11 protein-coding genes are annotated in these 14,600 nt (G+C 70.1%); 4 read left to right on the plus strand and 7 right to left on the minus strand.

From position 1 onward, the window contains the following. Window positions 1-8 precede the first annotated feature (8 nt). Entirely contained in the window at window positions 9-2,753 is a 2,745-nt protein-coding gene (locus tag BO39_RS13095; RefSeq protein ID WP_156963674.1) for a tetratricopeptide repeat protein, read from the minus strand. A gap of 589 nt (window positions 2,754-3,342) precedes the next feature. Between BO39_RS13095 and BO39_RS29910 the strand changes: the two genes are divergently transcribed. Further along, window positions 3,343-3,942 (plus strand): MarR family transcriptional regulator, encoded by a 600-nt coding sequence (locus BO39_RS29910; RefSeq protein WP_052402048.1) that lies wholly within the window; start codon window positions 3,343-3,345, stop codon window positions 3,940-3,942. Between the two features lie 68 nt (window positions 3,943-4,010). Here BO39_RS29910 and BO39_RS34965 read toward each other — a convergent pair whose 3' ends face one another. Next, on the minus strand, window positions 4,011-5,771 hold the full coding sequence (locus tag BO39_RS34965) for a pectate lyase family protein (protein WP_169742758.1): 1,761 nt from the start codon (window positions 5,769-5,771) through the stop codon (window positions 4,011-4,013). 607 nt (window positions 5,772-6,378) lie between these two features. Between BO39_RS34965 and BO39_RS13110 the strand changes: the two genes are divergently transcribed. Both BO39_RS13110 and BO39_RS13115 read left to right on the plus strand, forming a co-directional pair. Beyond that, window positions 6,379-7,659, plus strand: coding sequence for a nucleotide sugar dehydrogenase (locus BO39_RS13110; protein ID WP_043833959.1), 1,281 nt, complete (start codon window positions 6,379-6,381; stop codon window positions 7,657-7,659). Window positions 7,660-8,028: 369 nt separating this feature from the next. Then, the gene (locus BO39_RS13115) at window positions 8,029-9,243 is read left to right on the plus strand and encodes an IS701 family transposase (RefSeq protein ID WP_043833961.1); all 1,215 of its coding nucleotides are present in this window, start codon (window positions 8,029-8,031) and stop codon (window positions 9,241-9,243) included. A 37-nt stretch (window positions 9,244-9,280) separates the two neighbouring features. On the opposite strand, the gene BO39_RS29920 is transcribed toward BO39_RS13115, so the two are convergent. Next, window positions 9,281-9,775: a hypothetical protein gene (locus tag BO39_RS29920; RefSeq protein WP_052402051.1), complete on the minus strand. Its 495-nt coding sequence runs from the start codon at window positions 9,773-9,775 to the stop codon at window positions 9,281-9,283. 184 nt (window positions 9,776-9,959) lie between these two features. After that, on the minus strand, window positions 9,960-10,151 hold the full coding sequence (locus BO39_RS13125; protein WP_232480242.1) for a CsbD family protein: 192 nt from the start codon (window positions 10,149-10,151) through the stop codon (window positions 9,960-9,962). Between the two features lie 106 nt (window positions 10,152-10,257). On the opposite strand from BO39_RS13125, the gene BO39_RS13130 reads away from it, so the two are divergent. After that, window positions 10,258-11,028: an SOS response-associated peptidase gene (locus BO39_RS13130; protein ID WP_043833963.1), complete on the plus strand. Its 771-nt coding sequence runs from the start codon at window positions 10,258-10,260 to the stop codon at window positions 11,026-11,028. A gap of 117 nt (window positions 11,029-11,145) precedes the next feature. On the opposite strand, the gene BO39_RS34970 is transcribed toward BO39_RS13130, so the two are convergent. The 3 genes from BO39_RS34970 to BO39_RS13145 all read right to left on the minus strand — a co-directional run bounded on the left by BO39_RS34970 (window position 11,146) and on the right by BO39_RS13145 (window position 14,451). Next, a complete protein-coding gene (locus BO39_RS34970; protein ID WP_043833965.1) occupies window positions 11,146-12,447 on the minus strand; it encodes a vanadium-dependent haloperoxidase in 1,302 nt (433 codons plus the stop codon). Window positions 12,448-12,622: 175 nt separating this feature from the next. Continuing rightward, window positions 12,623-12,970 (minus strand): hydroxyisourate hydrolase, encoded by a 348-nt coding sequence (gene uraH, locus BO39_RS13140; RefSeq protein WP_043833966.1) that lies wholly within the window; start codon window positions 12,968-12,970, stop codon window positions 12,623-12,625. Beyond that, window positions 12,967-14,451: an NAD(P)-binding domain-containing protein gene (locus BO39_RS13145; protein WP_245615139.1), complete on the minus strand. Its 1,485-nt coding sequence runs from the start codon at window positions 14,449-14,451 to the stop codon at window positions 12,967-12,969. Before BO39_RS13145 ends, uraH begins: the two co-directional genes overlap by 4 nt. Between the last annotated feature and the right edge of the window lie 149 nt (window positions 14,452-14,600).

A 14,600-nucleotide genomic window follows, 5' to 3' on the forward strand; every position in this document is an offset into this window, starting at 1 on the left:
TCCCCGCGTCAGGCGGCCAGCGCCTGGCGGTTGAGCATGTCGCTCAGCCGCTCAAGCCCCTTGGCGTTCGCCGGCTCCAGCTCGACCGCCTTGAGCGCCGCGGTCACGCCGAGGTCGTAGCGGCGTGCCTGGCGGCAGACGCTGGCGAGCTTGTGCCAGTTGCGGGGCTCGTCCGGTTCGAGCTGGGTGAGGCGTTCCAGCAGCTCGATCGCCTCGCGCGAGCGTTTGGCCGCGGCGTGCAGGCGCGACAGGGCACGGAGCGCGTCCGTGCGGTTCGGATCGATGTCGAGGATGCGGCGGGAGAAGCGTTCCTGCTCCGCGATGTCCCCCTCCGCCAGCGCGACCTTGTACAGCTTGCGGTAGCCGGACACCGCGCGCGCGAGCAGCCGGGTGGCCGGCAGGTTGCGGCCGTCGATGCTGAGGACGAGCTTCGCCTTGAGGACCGCGTTGTCCAGGTCGCCCGCCGTGAAGTCCTGGCGCATGGCGGAGACGAGCTTGCGGTTGAGCGAGGCGATCGTGCTCGCGACCTTGTGCCGCTCCGCTTCCGGGAGGCCGCCATAGAGCCGCAGCGCGTCGAGGATGGCGCCTGCCTTGATGGCGGCCCGCGCGGCACGGAGGATCAGCTCGGGCCGCCCGTCCTCGCTGTCGGCCAGCGCTTCCCACGCCGCCATGGCCTCGGCCCAGTCGCCCTGCCGCTCGCGCAGCTTGGCGTGTTCCCGGATGAGGCGGACCTCCGCGGGGTCGATCGCCAGGCCGTCCATGCAGGCGGCGATGGCGCCGGGGAAATCGCCGGCCAGGGTGCGCTCGCGCACGAGGCTGCGGATGGGCGCGACCAGCTTGCGCAGGCCCGAGACCGCCTTGCGGTTCTCGGGGTCGATGAGCCGGATGGCGTTCCAGGCGGCAGCGGCGCCCGATGTCTCGCCGCGCTCGGTGGCGGCCCGCGCGCGCTGGGTCAGGGACCGGATGAGGCCAGCCTGCATGATGGGATCGGAGGCGTTGCTGTGGCCCTGCCGGCGAACCGCGGCGATCACGGCGGCCGCGTGCTCGTGATGCGCGGTGGCCGTCAGCGCGGGAACCAGCGCCATCGCGGCCGAGGGATCGAACGGCACGAGCTGCTGCGCCACGGCGGCGAGGGCATCCATCCGCTTCAGGCGCTGGAGTGCCTCGGCCTTCAGGGTGAGCGCCAGCACGTCGGTGGGATCGCGCCCGAGGGCGGCATCGGCGGCCTTGACCGCCTCCTCCAGGTTGCGGCCCTTCAGTTCGCAGCGCGCGATCTCCGCCAGCGGGCCCGAGAGCTCCGGCCGGAGCATGGAGATCCGGCGCCAGACGGAGGCCGCGTCGTGGAAGCGCTTGGCCTTGAGGAGCGCCTTCGCGGCGACGGTGAGCGCCTTGTGGTCCCCCGGCACCAGCTCCACGAGTTCGAGGGCGTGGACGCAAGCTTCCTCCAGCCGGTTCAGCCGCTGGGCGATCTTCACGAGAAGCAGGCGGGGCTCGACGCAGCGATGGTCGAGGTGCAGGGCGCGCTGGAGGTCGGCGAGCGCGGCCGTGTTGTCGCCGCGATGGTAGGCGACGGCACCGAGGAGGCCGAAGAGCTCCGCCGCGCCCGGGTGATCCATCACGGCGCCGCGCAGCAGCACCTCCGCCTCGTCCATGTCGCCGCGGGCGATGCGGGCCTTCGCCTCGCGCGCCACCGAGCGCACCTCGTTGGTGGGCAGGGCGGGCGCCGGCGTGGTGGCCTCGCGCGGGGGCGGCACGGGAGACGCCGCAGGGGACGGGCCGGCGGACGGGCCGGCGGGTGGGGCGGCCGGGCGCGGCGCGGGCCGCTCCAGGCGGATGGAGTCCGCGTAGGCTACCTCGGGCTTCGCGGCGGGGGGCGCCACGGGTGCCGGTTCATTGCCGCCGGTACGCATCAGCGGCTGCATGGCGGCTTCGTAGAGCATCTTGCCGATCAGCGGCTTGAACTCGGTGGTGTAGTGGTTGATGTCGCGGCCCTCATTCGCCAGGGCGCGGGAACGGCCATAGGCGACCACCTGCGGCGCGGGGTCGAAGAGCGCGAGGCCGTGCTCGGCGGCGATCTCCCGGACCCAGTTGCAGAGGCGCGACCGGCTCTCGATCATGCGCCCGCCCCCATCGGCGACGTCGATGTGGCAGACGAACATGGTCGGTGCCGGCAGCCGCGCCGCGATGGTGAGGAGATCGGCCTCCAGCTCCTCACGCTTCGTGATGTGGACATGGCCTTCGAGCAGGAAGCTGCGCTCCACCGGATCGGCCAGGTGGAAGTCGGGGAGGAGGTTGAGCGCTTCGGCCCGGGCGGGGCGCTCCGCCTCGTATTTGTGCCGGAAGAAGGCTTCGAGCAGCTCGCGCCGGTCGTTGAAGACGCGGTCCAGGCAGTTGATCTGCAGCAGATGGCCCTGGAAGTGGATCTCCTTCGCCGAGGAGATCTCGACGATGTAGAGATCGGCGGGATCGCGGGCGACCGGCGTCTCGTAGGTGCCCGAGGCGAGGAAGCGGACCAGTTCCTGCGGGATCTCGCGGCCTTCCAGCACGTCGAGCTGCTGAAGGATCTCCTTCGAGGTGTGCACGAAGCCATAGACGTTGGTGGTGTCGCGCCGGATCGGCAGATGCGGCTCGGACGCCGCGATGGGATCCGCGATGCGGCAGGTTCCGATGGTCGTCACGCTCGTGCGCGTGGTGATGCCCTGGCGGTCCGAACTCTCCTTCATCGCTGGCCTGGACAGGTGGTCAATCAGCATCTCGCGCTCCCACATCCGAGCCGGCGGTATCGTCCGGCCGACCTCATGGGCGGAAGCTAACGAGGCGGTTCCATCGACCGCCATTGAAAGCGCAACCATTTTGCGGCGCATTCTGGAAACCAGCAGGCCACCCGCGGGTACGGGAGAAAACGAAACAACGGATTGGAGGGGGCGGCCGGGAGGGGCCGCTGATCGATGCCATTCAATATGGAATTCATTTTGACTTGCAGTGCCGCGGACGAAGACCGTTCCGGCCGTCGCCTTATGTGTGGCGACCCTGTCGCCGGGCGGGATTGATAAGGACGGCGAATCCGAAATAACAGAAAGGTGATTCCTGTGTTTCGCTTAATTTCGGAGCGAAACACCGACCCCGAGACGACAGGATGGAATCCCTTATCATTTGTTATCGTATTTTGTGGCAGCACGAGAGACGAGTGGGCAGCCAGCCACGAAAAATAGACCGAGATCAAAAGGGTTCCATCAAGAGCCATCTTGATCCGCGTCTGAAACATCGTGGCGTTCGGGATCAACACCTGGCGGCGCCTGTGAAGTGGTGCTCGCTGTTTCACCTGCTTGTTGAGGAGAACACATGGACGGATCAGCGGTGCAGGCGCGGCCGGACGAGGCGCTCTTTGGCAAGTTGCAGGAGTCGATCACGCATCTTGTGTCACTCTTGCAGGATATTTCACCGGCAAGCGCGAGCGAGGCCACTCCGGAGGCGGGAGTACTTCCGGGTTTCTGTGCCACACCGGGCGCGAACGACCTGAAGCGGCTTATCCAGCTCCGTGCCCGGCGGCGGCGGGATCCCACCGGCTCGTTCCTCGAATGGCCGGCCTGGGACATGCTGCTCGACCTTGCGGTCGTGAAGGCGGAAGGAGGGCACGTGTCCGTTTCCGCCATCTGCGTCTGCTCGGGCGCGCCGCAGAGCACCGCCCTACGGAAGCTGGCACAGCTGGAACGCGCGGGCCTGGTGCGGCGCTACCTGCACGAGAAGGACAGGCGGCGGGTCTGCCTTGCCCTGACCGACCGGGCGATGGAGCTGGTGCAGACCATGCTCGACGAGGATCTGCGGTTCTACGGCGCCCTTGCGGCGGTTGCCGCAAGGCAGGCGGTCCCGCCCGTGATGCCGGCCCAGTTCGGGGCCAGGAGCGGCGCGCGGGAGGCCTCCCCGGCGCCCAGCGCAACGTAAGCCAGCGCGACATGAGCACGGCCTGCCCCATCCTTTGCGGTGCATCGGATGGGGCAGTGCCGGCGTCGTTACAGCACGATGTCGGCGTGGGTGAGCAGGTGCGGCCCCGCCACGTTGACCTGGAAGTCCGCGGCGCCATCCCCATTCAGGTCGGCTGAAAGGATGGAGTTCCCGCCCTGCTCCGTCAGGAGCAGCTCGCCGGCGTGGCGGGAGAAGGAGCTCCCGCTCACCCAGGTGAAGGCCTCGTTGCCGGCCTTCAGCGAGTTCGCGTCGATCGCGGAGAGATCGATGTGGTCGCCGGCGGCGAAGTCCAGGATCACGTCGTGCGCGCCGAGAGTGCTGTCAGAGGCGGCGAGATAGACGAAGACGTCCTTGCCCTCTCCGCCCGTCAGGGAATCGGCTCCGGCGCCACCGGTGAGGCGGTCGTTCCCCACGCTGCCGAGGAGCGTGTCCGCGCCGTCTCCGCCGAAGAGCAGGTCGTCGGCGTCGCCGCCGGTCAGGCGGTCCGCGCCGGCATCGCCGTTCAGCGTGTCCTTGCCGCTGCCCCCTTCGAGGCTATCGTTGCCGATGCCGCCGGACAGGGTGTCGTTGCCCGCGTCACCGGAGAGGCGGTCATCGCCCACGCCGCCGACCAGGGTATCGCTGTTCGTTCCGCCCGCGAGGATGTCGTTGCCGTCCCCGCCGTCGAGGCGGTCCGCGCCGCCGCGTCCGTCGACCCGGTCGTCGCCCGTGGTGCCGACGAGCAGGTCGTCGCCGCCGGTAGCGGTGCCGGTGGGCGTACCGGTGGGCGTGCCGCCGTTATCCGGGGCCGGGACCAGAACGGGGTCGGTGGGGGCAGGCTTCACGGGCGCGGGCTGCGACGGCTGGGGTGCCGGCTGGGGATCGGTGACGACGAGCGCATGGCCGGTGCCGGCATGGGAGAGCACGTAGCCCTGGACCTTATCCGCCCCGACCGTGTTGTACGCGTAGGGCACGTCGTAATGGGCCGTGTCCGCGTCGTTGTTGGTTCCGTTGGCCTCGCCGGCGCCCGGCTTGGACCAGGTGACATTGTCGAAGAGGTTGCCGCGCAGATCCCAGAAGCCGGCCTCCGCGCTGTCGCGGCTGACGATCGGATCGTCGGAATTGGCGAAAACGTTGTTCTCGATCAGCCCGACCGCGCCCATGCGGAGATTGATACCGGAGGTTTCAACGTTGTTATAAAAGTTCTCGTAGATATGGACATAACCGTCGCGGACACTCGGAAGACGCGAGCCCACATTCTCGAACCGGTTGTGATCATACGTAACGAAACGGCCGCCCTCGTCGGCGTCTGAGTACCCGACCAGGGAAACCTTGTGATGGTCGTGGAAGTAGTTGTTCGAAACGGTGATATATTCGGCGCCGCGCTTGATATCCAGCAGCCCGTCGTAAAAGTCCTTCGAGACGTTCATCGAGCTGTAAAGCTCGTTGGAGTCGATCCAGATGTTCTTGGACGGCCCCTCGATGCTGATGGCGTCCTTTCCGCCGGTCACGACATCATGGATCTTGAGGTTCTGGACGATCAGGTTGGACGAGCCGCCCTTGATGTGCAGGCCGATGCCGTTCAGCTCGCCGGAATCCCCGACGATCGAGAGGTTGCTGCGGCCATCGACGGTGATCTCCTCGCCGCGGCTGTTCTGCGGGGTGATGGTGCCGGCGACGACGATCGTGACCGGCGCGGAGCCGGGCTTCACCGCGTCGATCGCGTCCTGCAGCTGCGAGCCGGTGCTCACCCGGACGGTGGTGCCGCCGCTGCCGCCCGAAGTTCCGCCGTTCATCGACGCGAAGCCGTGCGCTGTCTGGAATGCCATCCGTTCAAACCCTTTCTGCTGACCGAGAAGCCTCTCGCGGTGAGGGACCTTTTTCTCCCCGACTTCCTTCGCAGTATCGAAGCAGCCGAGTCTAGATAGATTGAACACGGAATCGTGATCGGATGATTTGCCAAAATATCCGTGGCCGCGCGGGTTACAAAAGCGCCTTCTCCGCGCGGATTTTTCCCTCTTGACTTGCCGGATCGGCGGACGAACGCCCGCAATACCAGGGGCTTCGCAGACTGTTCTATTGGGCTCGGGGCGGCGATTTGATCCGCAGGCCGTTATACTTTGGCACGGCCGGAACCGGACTTTGCCAGTTACGGAACCGCAAATTCCGGTGATCTCACGAAAACGTGATAGCTGATTTCGGGGTGTATGGGAAGTCGGCCCCGGGATGGGGTGCCGCCGCACCAGGCTGGGAAACGGGTCCGGCGTGACGTGGAACTCGATGCCAAACTGGACCGGCTTGGCTTCGCCCTCGGCTCCGCGCCGGTGCAACCTGTGCGCCGCAAAACAGGAGCCGCTCCCGATGCAGGCAGGGCATTCCGGGAGGATACCATCCCCCGAGGGGCGTGGCACCGCCGCCCCCGTGGTGTCCTGAACCTTGTCAGGGCGAGCCCTCGCGGTCATCGGCCTCGGCTATGTCGGCCTGCCGGTCGCTGTTGCCTTTGCCCGCGCGGGGATGCGCGTCATCGGCTTCGATACCGACCCGCGGCGCATCGGCGAGCTGTTGGAAGGATACGACCGCACCCAGGAGGTGCCGCCCGAGGAGCTTCGGGCGGCCCGCCTGGAATGCACCGGCGATCCGGCGGCCCTGGGCGGCGCCGATATCTTCATCGTCACGGTTCCGACGCCGATCACCGCCACGCGGCAGCCGGATCTGCGCGCCCTGCTCCGCGCCTCGGAGACGGTGGGGCGCGCGCTTCGTCCGGGCGCACTGGTTGTCTATGAGTCCACCGTCTATCCCGGCGCGACCGAGGAGGAGTGCCTTCCCGTGCTGGAGCGCTGCTCCGGCCTGCGCGGCGGCACCGACTTCGCCATCGCCTATAGTCCGGAGCGGATCAATCCGGGCGATCCCGAGCACCGGCTGGCGACCATGATGAAGGTGGTTTCGGCCCAGACGCCTTCCGCGCTCGACGAGGTTGCGGCGCTCTACGGAAGGATCACGCGGGCGGGCATCCACCGGGCGCCCTCGATCCGGGTGGCGGAGGCGGCCAAGGTGATCGAGAACGCCCAGCGCGACCTCAACATCGCCTTCGTCAACGAGGTCGCCTGCATCTTCGACCGGATCGGCATCGATACGCGGGACGTGCTGGCCGCCGCCTCGACGAAGTGGAACTTCCTCAACTTCGAGCCGGGGCTCGTCGGGGGGCACTGCATCGGGGTGGATCCCTACTACCTCGCGCATTGCGCGGAGCGGGCGGGGCATCATCCGGAGATCATCGTCACGGGGCGCCGCGTGAACGACGGCATGGCCGGTCTGGTGGCCAAGCGATGCGTGCGGATGCTCATGCGGCGCGAGACCGAGTCCCGCCGCGTGACCGTGCTTGGCCTGACCTTCAAGGAGAACGTGCCCGACCTGCGCAACTCGCGCGCGCTCGATCTCGCGCGCGAGGTGCAGGGCCACGGGCTTGAGCTGCAGCTCGTCGATCCGCTGGCGGACCCGGACGATGTCCTTGCGGCGACGGGAATCCAGCCGACCGACATGCGCGACATCCGCCCGGGGGGCGCGGTCGTGCTTGCCGTCGCGCACCGGGCCTTCGTCAACTCGGGCTGGGATCTCGTGCGCCGCTGCCTGGTGAACGAGGGCGGCGCGGTGCTGGACGTGAAGGGCTGCCTCGATCGTTCGCTCGTGCCGGCGGGCGTCGATCTCTGGCGCCTCTGAAGCGGCCGGTGCGAGCGTCGTCGCGCGGGCCCGAACCAATCTGCGCCCTACTCCGGATGCATCTCCGCCGCGGGAGACGGATCTCATCGCCTATACAGGCGGGGCGCGGCGGCGCGGGGACATGCCCGATGTCGCGGCGGGGTTGGAGTGAGGCTTCGCGATGCTCACCCAGGAAAGGCTCCTGCCCGCACGCGCGGGACGGGTTTGCGGTATCGGCGATGGCCTGCGCGGTGGCGCATGGTTCTTCCACTCTTCGCCCCTCCCGTTGATGAGGCGTTGCGCGGCCTTACCTCCCGAAGGGGATGGTGGGCGGCGGTTACGGCTCCCCTGCCCGAGGGCCAGCCGGTTGGCGGCTGACCACCCGTCGGCTTGAGACCGGGGCTCGAAGACTGGCTGGAGCCGTTCCTCGCCAGGTTGATCCATCCCGCGCGCCGCGAGATGTGCCGGCTCTACGTGACGGGGCTTATCGAGCGGGAGGGCGGCAAGAACGTGCATCGGATGGCCGCGCGGCTCGGCCAGCCGAGCCACGACGCCATGCACCACTTCATCTCCTCCGGAAGCTGGGACACCGGGGCCCTGGAAGCGGCCCTTGCGGCCGAGGCGGGGCGGCAGGCCGGTGGCCCGAACTCGCTGCTGGTGATCGGCGAGGTGGTGCTTCCGAAGAAGGGGACCCGGTCCGTCGGGGTTGCGCCGCAACCGGTCGGGGCTGCGGGAAGGATCCTCAACTGTCAGGTCCTCGTCTCCCTGACGCTCGTGCGGGGGGTGGTGCCCATGCCCGTCGGACTTCGGCTTTTCCTGCCGGAGAGCTGGACGGGCGACAGCGAGCGCATGGAGAGAGCCCGCGTGCCGGAAAACCTCCGTGTGCCTCGCAGCAAGGCGGAGATCGCGCTGGCGGAACTCGACCGCGTGTCCTCGGCCGGTGCGCGCTTCGGCTGTGTCCTCGTGGATGCGGATTACGGCGCGAGCGCGGAGTTCCGCGAGGGGATGAGGGCGCGCCGGCTCCGCTGGGCGGTGGCGGTACCGGGGGGGATCACGGCCCTTCCGGTCTCGGCCGCGCCCCGGTCGCGGCCGGTGATGGCGGGCGGCAGGGGGGAGGAGGGTCCGCGCCCGATCGAGAGCATGCTGGCGGAGGCCCCGTGGTGGCAGCTGACCTGGCAGCGCCGCGCCGAAGAATGGCTTCCCGTCGAGGTGGCTGCCTCCTTCGCCGCCTTGCGGGCGCGCTTGGTGGAGGAGAGGGCGGGGCCAGGGGAGGGTCCGGTGCGCGACCTGCCGGGCGGGCAGGTCTGGATCATCGGGGAGAGGCGCGATGGGGGAGAGGCGAGGCACTACGCGTCCAACCTTCCGGCCGGCAGCAGCCTGAGGACGCTCGCCGGCACCGTGAAGGGGCGCTGGGTTGCCGAACGGGCGCTTCGGCTGCTGGGGGAGGAGCTTGGGCTCGACGACTTCGAGGGGCGCTCCTGGGTCGGGCTGCACCGGCACGCGCTGATGTCGATGCTTGCTTACGCCTTCCTGCAGCAGGAGGGGCTGGCCGGCGCGAGGCTGCAGGGCGCGGAGGGTGAGCGACCAGAAGCCCGCCCCGGATGATTTCCGCGGCGGCGGCCGCACGGATGGGAGGGGCGGCTCAGGCGGTGTCGGCGGCGCGGTCCGTTGCGGCGCAGTCGAGCATCAGTTGCTGGTGCGCGTCCATCAGGCCCCTCGCCTGCTCGGGCGAGAGCTTGCGCGCCGGCCCCCTGCCCTTGGGGCAGGTCAGGTGCGGGTGGTCCACCGCGCCGAAGAGGCGGCAGAGGAGGGGCCGGTCGGCATGGATGGCGCAGCTGGCCGCCGCGGCATAGGGGCAGGTGAGACAGCCGGCGGCGGCGTGGCGTTTCTCGGCCACCCGCGACCATTCCCAGCCCGTCATCGCGATGGCGCCGCAGCAGGCGGTGCAGCCCGGTTCGCACTCGAAGCCCGGAACCTGGTCGTAGAGGGCGCGGTGGCGCGCGGCGAGTTCGCCCTCCGACGGGGGTGAGGAAGGGGGCCGGGCGGTGATTCGGCTTTCCAGCAGGCGGGCGACGGGGTGGGGCGCCTCGAAGGGGCCCCGCACGACCGCGCGCTGCTCGTTGCCGGACCTGCTCATGCCGCGCAGGCTGCTCCGGGAGGGGTGAGGCTGGCGAGCGCGATCCGGTTCAATCTGGTGCGGACCGGTCCTGTTGGCGCCCGGAGCCATGGGTAGGCCTGTGCCGCCCGATTCCTCCGGGTGCAAAAAAGAAGGGCGGGCCTCCTCTCGGTGGCCCGCCCTTCCCTGTCACGGATAGCCCCGATCAGGGCTTGTTCACGGCGTCCCGGATCGCGTCCTTCGCGCCGCCGGCGGCGTTCTGGACCTTGCCCTCGGTGCGCTTGGCGGCACCCTCGGCTTCCATCTTCTTGTCGCCGACCGCGGCGCCGACGTTCTCCTTGATGGCGCCGCCAGCCTGCTTCAGCGCGCCCTCGACCCGGTCCTTATCGATCGCCATGTGAGCTCTCCTCCGTCTGGTTTCGACGTGGGATCAACGGGATGCCGCCTGGGCCGGTTTCTGTAACCGGATGTGTGCGGTATCGCTGGACGGAATGGGAGCGCCCATGTGCGGTCGGTATTTTCTTCAGCGCGATCCGGCACGGCTGGCGCGCTACTACGACACGCCGGACGGGAGCCCGACGCCGAACGCGGCGGCGCGATGGAACATGGCGCCGACCCAGGACGGGGTGGTGCTGCGGCGAAATCCCGAGACGGGGGAGCGGCGGCTGGACCTTCTGCGCTGGGGGCTGGTGCCGCGCTGGGCGAAGGATGCGCGCGACGGGGCACGGCTGATCAATGCGCGGTCCGATGGGGTGGCGGAGAAGCCGTCCTTCCGGGAGGCCTTCCGGCGGCGGCGCTGCATCGTGCCGGCGGACGGGTTCTACGAGTGGCTGACGCCGAAGGAGGCGGAGGCGAAGACGCGGTCGAAGGACCCGAAGCAGCCCTTTGCCGTCGCGCTGACGAGCGGGGAGCCGATGAGCTTCGCGGGGCTGTGGGAGGGATGGCAGGATCCGGAGGGGAACTGGCTCCGGACCTATTCGATCATCACGACGGAGGCGAATCCGAAGCAGGCGCCGCTGCACCACCGGATGCCCGTGATCCTGCCCCGGGAGGACTGGGCGGCCTGGCTGGGGGAGGAGGAGGCGCCGGCGGAGCGGCTGCTGGGGATGCTCAGGCCTTGCCCGCCGGAATGGCTGGCCTGCTGGCCGGTGAGCAAGCGGGTGAACAAGGTGTCGGAGGACGACGAGGCGCTGATCCGGCGGGATGCGGGGGTGGCGGCGCCGCCGGGTCTGGATGATCCCTCGCCTTACGAGAGCGGGCTGGCCCTCGTTTGATGCGGATTCGCGGGTGACGCCGGGAAGAGGAGGAAGGATCCCTCCTCTTCCCGGATCTGCCGAAGGTCGTGCCGCGGATGGCCGGGGGCGGGCAGCCCTCTTCCGTGGCGTGCCCGGTCAGGCGATGCGCTGCACCTGGGTGAGGGCCTGGGTGGCGATGGCGCGGCCGATGCGCTCGCCCTCGTTGCAGGCGGGGCGGAAATGGGCGCCGCACCAGATGCGGCTGTTCGAGCACTCGGCGAGGGCGGCGGCGAAGCTGGGGAAGGCGCGGGTGGGGCGGCCCTGGCGCTCCAGGGCCTGGTGGGTGAAGGGGAACTCGCCCAGCAGGCCGGTGATGACGTAGGCGCCGGTGGCGACGTCGGCGCTGTGCCCCGAGGGGTATTCGGGGTGGTAGGGCGTCACGAGCAGGGGCTGCCAGAGCGGGTCGGCGCGGACGCCGGGGCTGCCGAGGTTGATGGCGGTGACGGGGCGCCAGAAGGCGAAGTGGGCCTTGTAGCCGTAGACGAAGACGTCCGTGTCGGCGTGCGCGGTGGCGAGGATGGAGACCATCCGCGCGATGTCCCAGACGCCGCCCGCCGGCGGGCGCTCGGCCAGTCGGCGGAGGAGGACGACCATGAGGTTGCGCGGCAGGAGTTGCGGCACCCAGAAGCGGGCGATGTCGGCCTGTTCCTCGGTGCGGTCGGTGGAGGTGGTGTTGCCGAGGCGACGGGTTTCCGCGAGGGCCTCGAGGTAGGCGGGGGAGTTGATGTCGGGCGGCGGCGGGCCGAGCAGGGAGTCCCGGCTGGGGAAGAGGAGCGGGCGGGAGAGGTCGTAGTAGCTGTTCCGCCCGGCCGGCGGGGCGGGGCGCCAGCGGCCCATCTCGGAGAAGACGGGGAAGGTTTCCTTCGCGGGCGGCGTGGGGCCGGCACCGGCGAGGGTGGCGGTGCCGATGGCGGTGCCGAGGGCGAGGCCGGCGGTGCGGGCGGTGTCGGAGGGCTCGGCGGCCAGGGTGGCGTCGAGCATGGCGCGGGCCTCGCCCTGGGCGGTGGGCGCGCTGCGCGCCGCGATGACCGTGTAGGCCGCGGCCGCGAGGGTGACGTCGGGAGAAGCGCCGGTGCCCTCCGGCTCGGAGCCGGCACGGGGAGTCCAGCGGGCGTAGCGCGGGCGGGCGGCGTTGAGGCCGTCATGCATGGCGCGGGCGGCGAGGGCGATGGAATCGGCGCGGGGCCAGGCGGCGTTGGGGTCGCCGCAGAGGCGGTCCGTGACGTCCAGCCAGCGGGCGACGGGGCTGGAGAGCGCGGGCTCGGCCATGACGGGCGCGGGGCGCAGGTCGTGGCCCGCGCGCATGGGGGCCTCGCAGGCGGAAAGCCCCAGGAGGGAAGCGGTGCCACCGAGGAGCGCGCGGCGTGACGGGGCGGAGGTCGGGGCGGTGGGTTTCATGGCCGGGTTCCTCTGCGCAACAGCGATTCGGGACAGGATACGTGCCCTGACCTCTCCGCGGCCAGGGGGGCGTTTGTCGGAATGGCGCGCGGCGCGGGGCGTGCTGTCTTCCCGCGCCCTGCTGGCGGCCGCCTCCGGTATGGGCCTGCCGGCCGCTCGCCCATCAGGTGGCGGCCTAGCTGCCCCGATAGGTGGAGTACGACCAGGGGGAGCAGAGGAGAGGGACGTGGTAGTGCCCCTGCCCTGCCTTGAGGCCGACGTTGATGGCGACGATGTCGAGATAGCCGGGGTCGCTGCCGCGGGCGGCGAAATAGGCGCCGACATCGAAGCGCAGCTCGTAGCGGCCGGGGCGGAATTCCTCGGGCGGCAGGAGGGGGGCATCGGTGCGGCCGTCCCCGTCGGTGATGCCGGCGCGGAGGAGGACGGGCTCGGGCTCCATGCGCCAGAACTCGTAGGCCATTCCCTCGGCGGGGATGCCGTTGGCGGTGTCGAGGACGTGGGTGGAGACGGCGGAGGGCTTCATTCGGCGGCGAGCCCGCTGACGTCGGCGACGAGGTTTTCCTGGGGGATTTCGCTCGTCAGCTCGGCCTCCGCGTAGGTGAGGAGGCTGTCGAGGTGGTGCTCGGCGTCCTCGAGCCAGAGGCGGCGGCAGATGCCGTCCACGAGGCGGGGGGTGCCGTATTTCATGCCGCTGATGGTGGCGCCCGAGAGGCCCAAGGAGGCGGTGGAGCCGTAGTTGATCATGTGGATGTTGGCGAGGAAGGGGGCGGCGCCGGGGGTCTTCTCGCGCATGGAGAAGTCGTCGCGCAGGTAGGGGCAGGCGCCGAGGGCGGGGAATTCCTGGCCCTCGGGCGGGGTGTAGACGTCGCGCCAGAGAAGGATGCTCTCGGCGAAGGGGGCGAGCTCAGGGCGGAGGGAGAGGTCGAAGGCGGTGCCGGTGCCGACGATGACGTGGTCGGCGCGGTGCTCGCCGCGGGGAGTGGTGACGACGACCTCGCCGCCTTCCTCGCGCACGGCGAGGACCGGGCTGGCCATGTGGAGGTCGTAGCGCGGATCGGAGGCGACGCGGTTCCAGGATTCCTGGGGCGGCGGCTGGTTGAGGGCGAAGATGTGCCGCATGAAGCGCCAGCGGGTGGCGTCGGGCATGGCGTAGAGCTGGCCGAGGAAGCCGGCCTGCTCCATCCAGCGGAAGGGGTTCACGCGGGGCATCTTCGCGCGGCGGACGAGCATGGTGGCCTTCGTGGCGCCGGCTTCGAGGGCGGTGGCGAGGTTGTCGAAGGCTGAGGCGCCGGCGCCGATGACGATGATGCGCTTGCCGCGGAGGGCTTCGAAGTCGACGTGGCCGGAGGTGTGGGAGACGCGGGAGGCGGGGAGCCTGTCGAAGGGGGCGGGGATGGACCAGCCGCCCATGCCGTCCATGCCGGTGGCGAGGACGAGCTTGCGGGCGCGGATGGTGATCTCGCCCCCCGCGGTGGCGAAGACGAGTTCGAGGGGTTCCGTCGCGCCGGTGCGGCCGATGCGGAGGAGCTTGTGCTCGTGGGTGACGGGGAGCTGGAGGGTGGCTTCCAGCCAGTCGAGGTAGCGCTGCCAGTCCACCCGGCCGATCTTGTTCAGCGCTTCCCAGGCCGCCGCGCCGTCGCGGGCGGTGAAGAAGGACTGGGGCGTGAGGGCGGGGATGCCGAGGTCGGGGCCGGTGACGTGCTTGGGCGTGCGGAGGGTCCGCATGCGCGCGAAGGTGGTCCAGACCCCTGCCCCGCCGGCGGGCGCGGCGTCGAAGATGCGGACGCGCTGGACCCGTTCCCGCAGGAGGCCGAAGGCGGTGACGAGGCCGGTCTGGCCGGCGCCGATGATGGCGACGTCGAGCACCCCCTCCCCTTTCTCCGGCACCCAGGCGTGGCGGGGGTAGGAGAGGAGTTCGAGCTGGCGGCGAGCCTCGGCCGCAAGGGCGTCGAGGCCGGGGTGCGGGCGAGTGGCGGCCCCAGGCGGGGTCATGTCGTCGGGCATGCGGGGTGACGTCCGGGGATCGGAGGGGGAAGTCGTTCGGGTTCTGCTTAGCACGTCCTGCCTAGCACGCGGCGTGCCGGGTTTCACGCGGGCGCGAAATGGGGGCGGGTTGATCTCGCCGGCCCCGGCACGGCAAATGGGCGCAGCCC

Source organism: Roseomonas aerilata DSM 19363, assembly GCF_000711725.1.
In the GTDB taxonomy this organism is placed as follows: domain Bacteria; phylum Pseudomonadota; class Alphaproteobacteria; order Acetobacterales; family Acetobacteraceae; genus Roseomonas; species Roseomonas aerilata.

Bases quoted from the DNA above. Each gene is read 5' to 3' on its own strand.
- BO39_RS13095 (WP_156963674.1), bottom strand. From the start codon at position 2,753: ATGCTGATTGACCACCTGTCCAGGCCAGCGATGAAGGAGAGTTCGGAC.
- BO39_RS13130 (WP_043833963.1), top strand. From the start codon at position 10,258: ATGTGCGGTCGGTATTTTCTTCAGCGCGATCCGGCACGGCTGGCGCGC.
- uraH (WP_043833966.1), bottom strand. From the start codon at position 12,970: ATGAAGCCCTCCGCCGTCTCCACCCACGTCCTCGACACCGCCAACGGC.
- BO39_RS29920 (WP_052402051.1), bottom strand. From the start codon at position 9,775: ATGAGCAGGTCCGGCAACGAGCAGCGCGCGGTCGTGCGGGGCCCCTTC.
- BO39_RS34970 (WP_043833965.1), bottom strand. From the start codon at position 12,447: ATGAAACCCACCGCCCCGACCTCCGCCCCGTCACGCCGCGCGCTCCTC.
- BO39_RS34965 (WP_169742758.1), bottom strand. From the start codon at position 5,771: ATGGCATTCCAGACAGCGCACGGCTTCGCGTCGATGAACGGCGGAACT.
- BO39_RS29910 (WP_052402048.1), top strand. From the start codon at position 3,343: ATGGACGGATCAGCGGTGCAGGCGCGGCCGGACGAGGCGCTCTTTGGC.
- BO39_RS13145 (WP_245615139.1), bottom strand. From the start codon at position 14,451: ATGCCCGACGACATGACCCCGCCTGGGGCCGCCACTCGCCCGCACCCC.
- BO39_RS13125 (WP_232480242.1), bottom strand. From the start codon at position 10,151: ATGGCGATCGATAAGGACCGGGTCGAGGGCGCGCTGAAGCAGGCTGGC.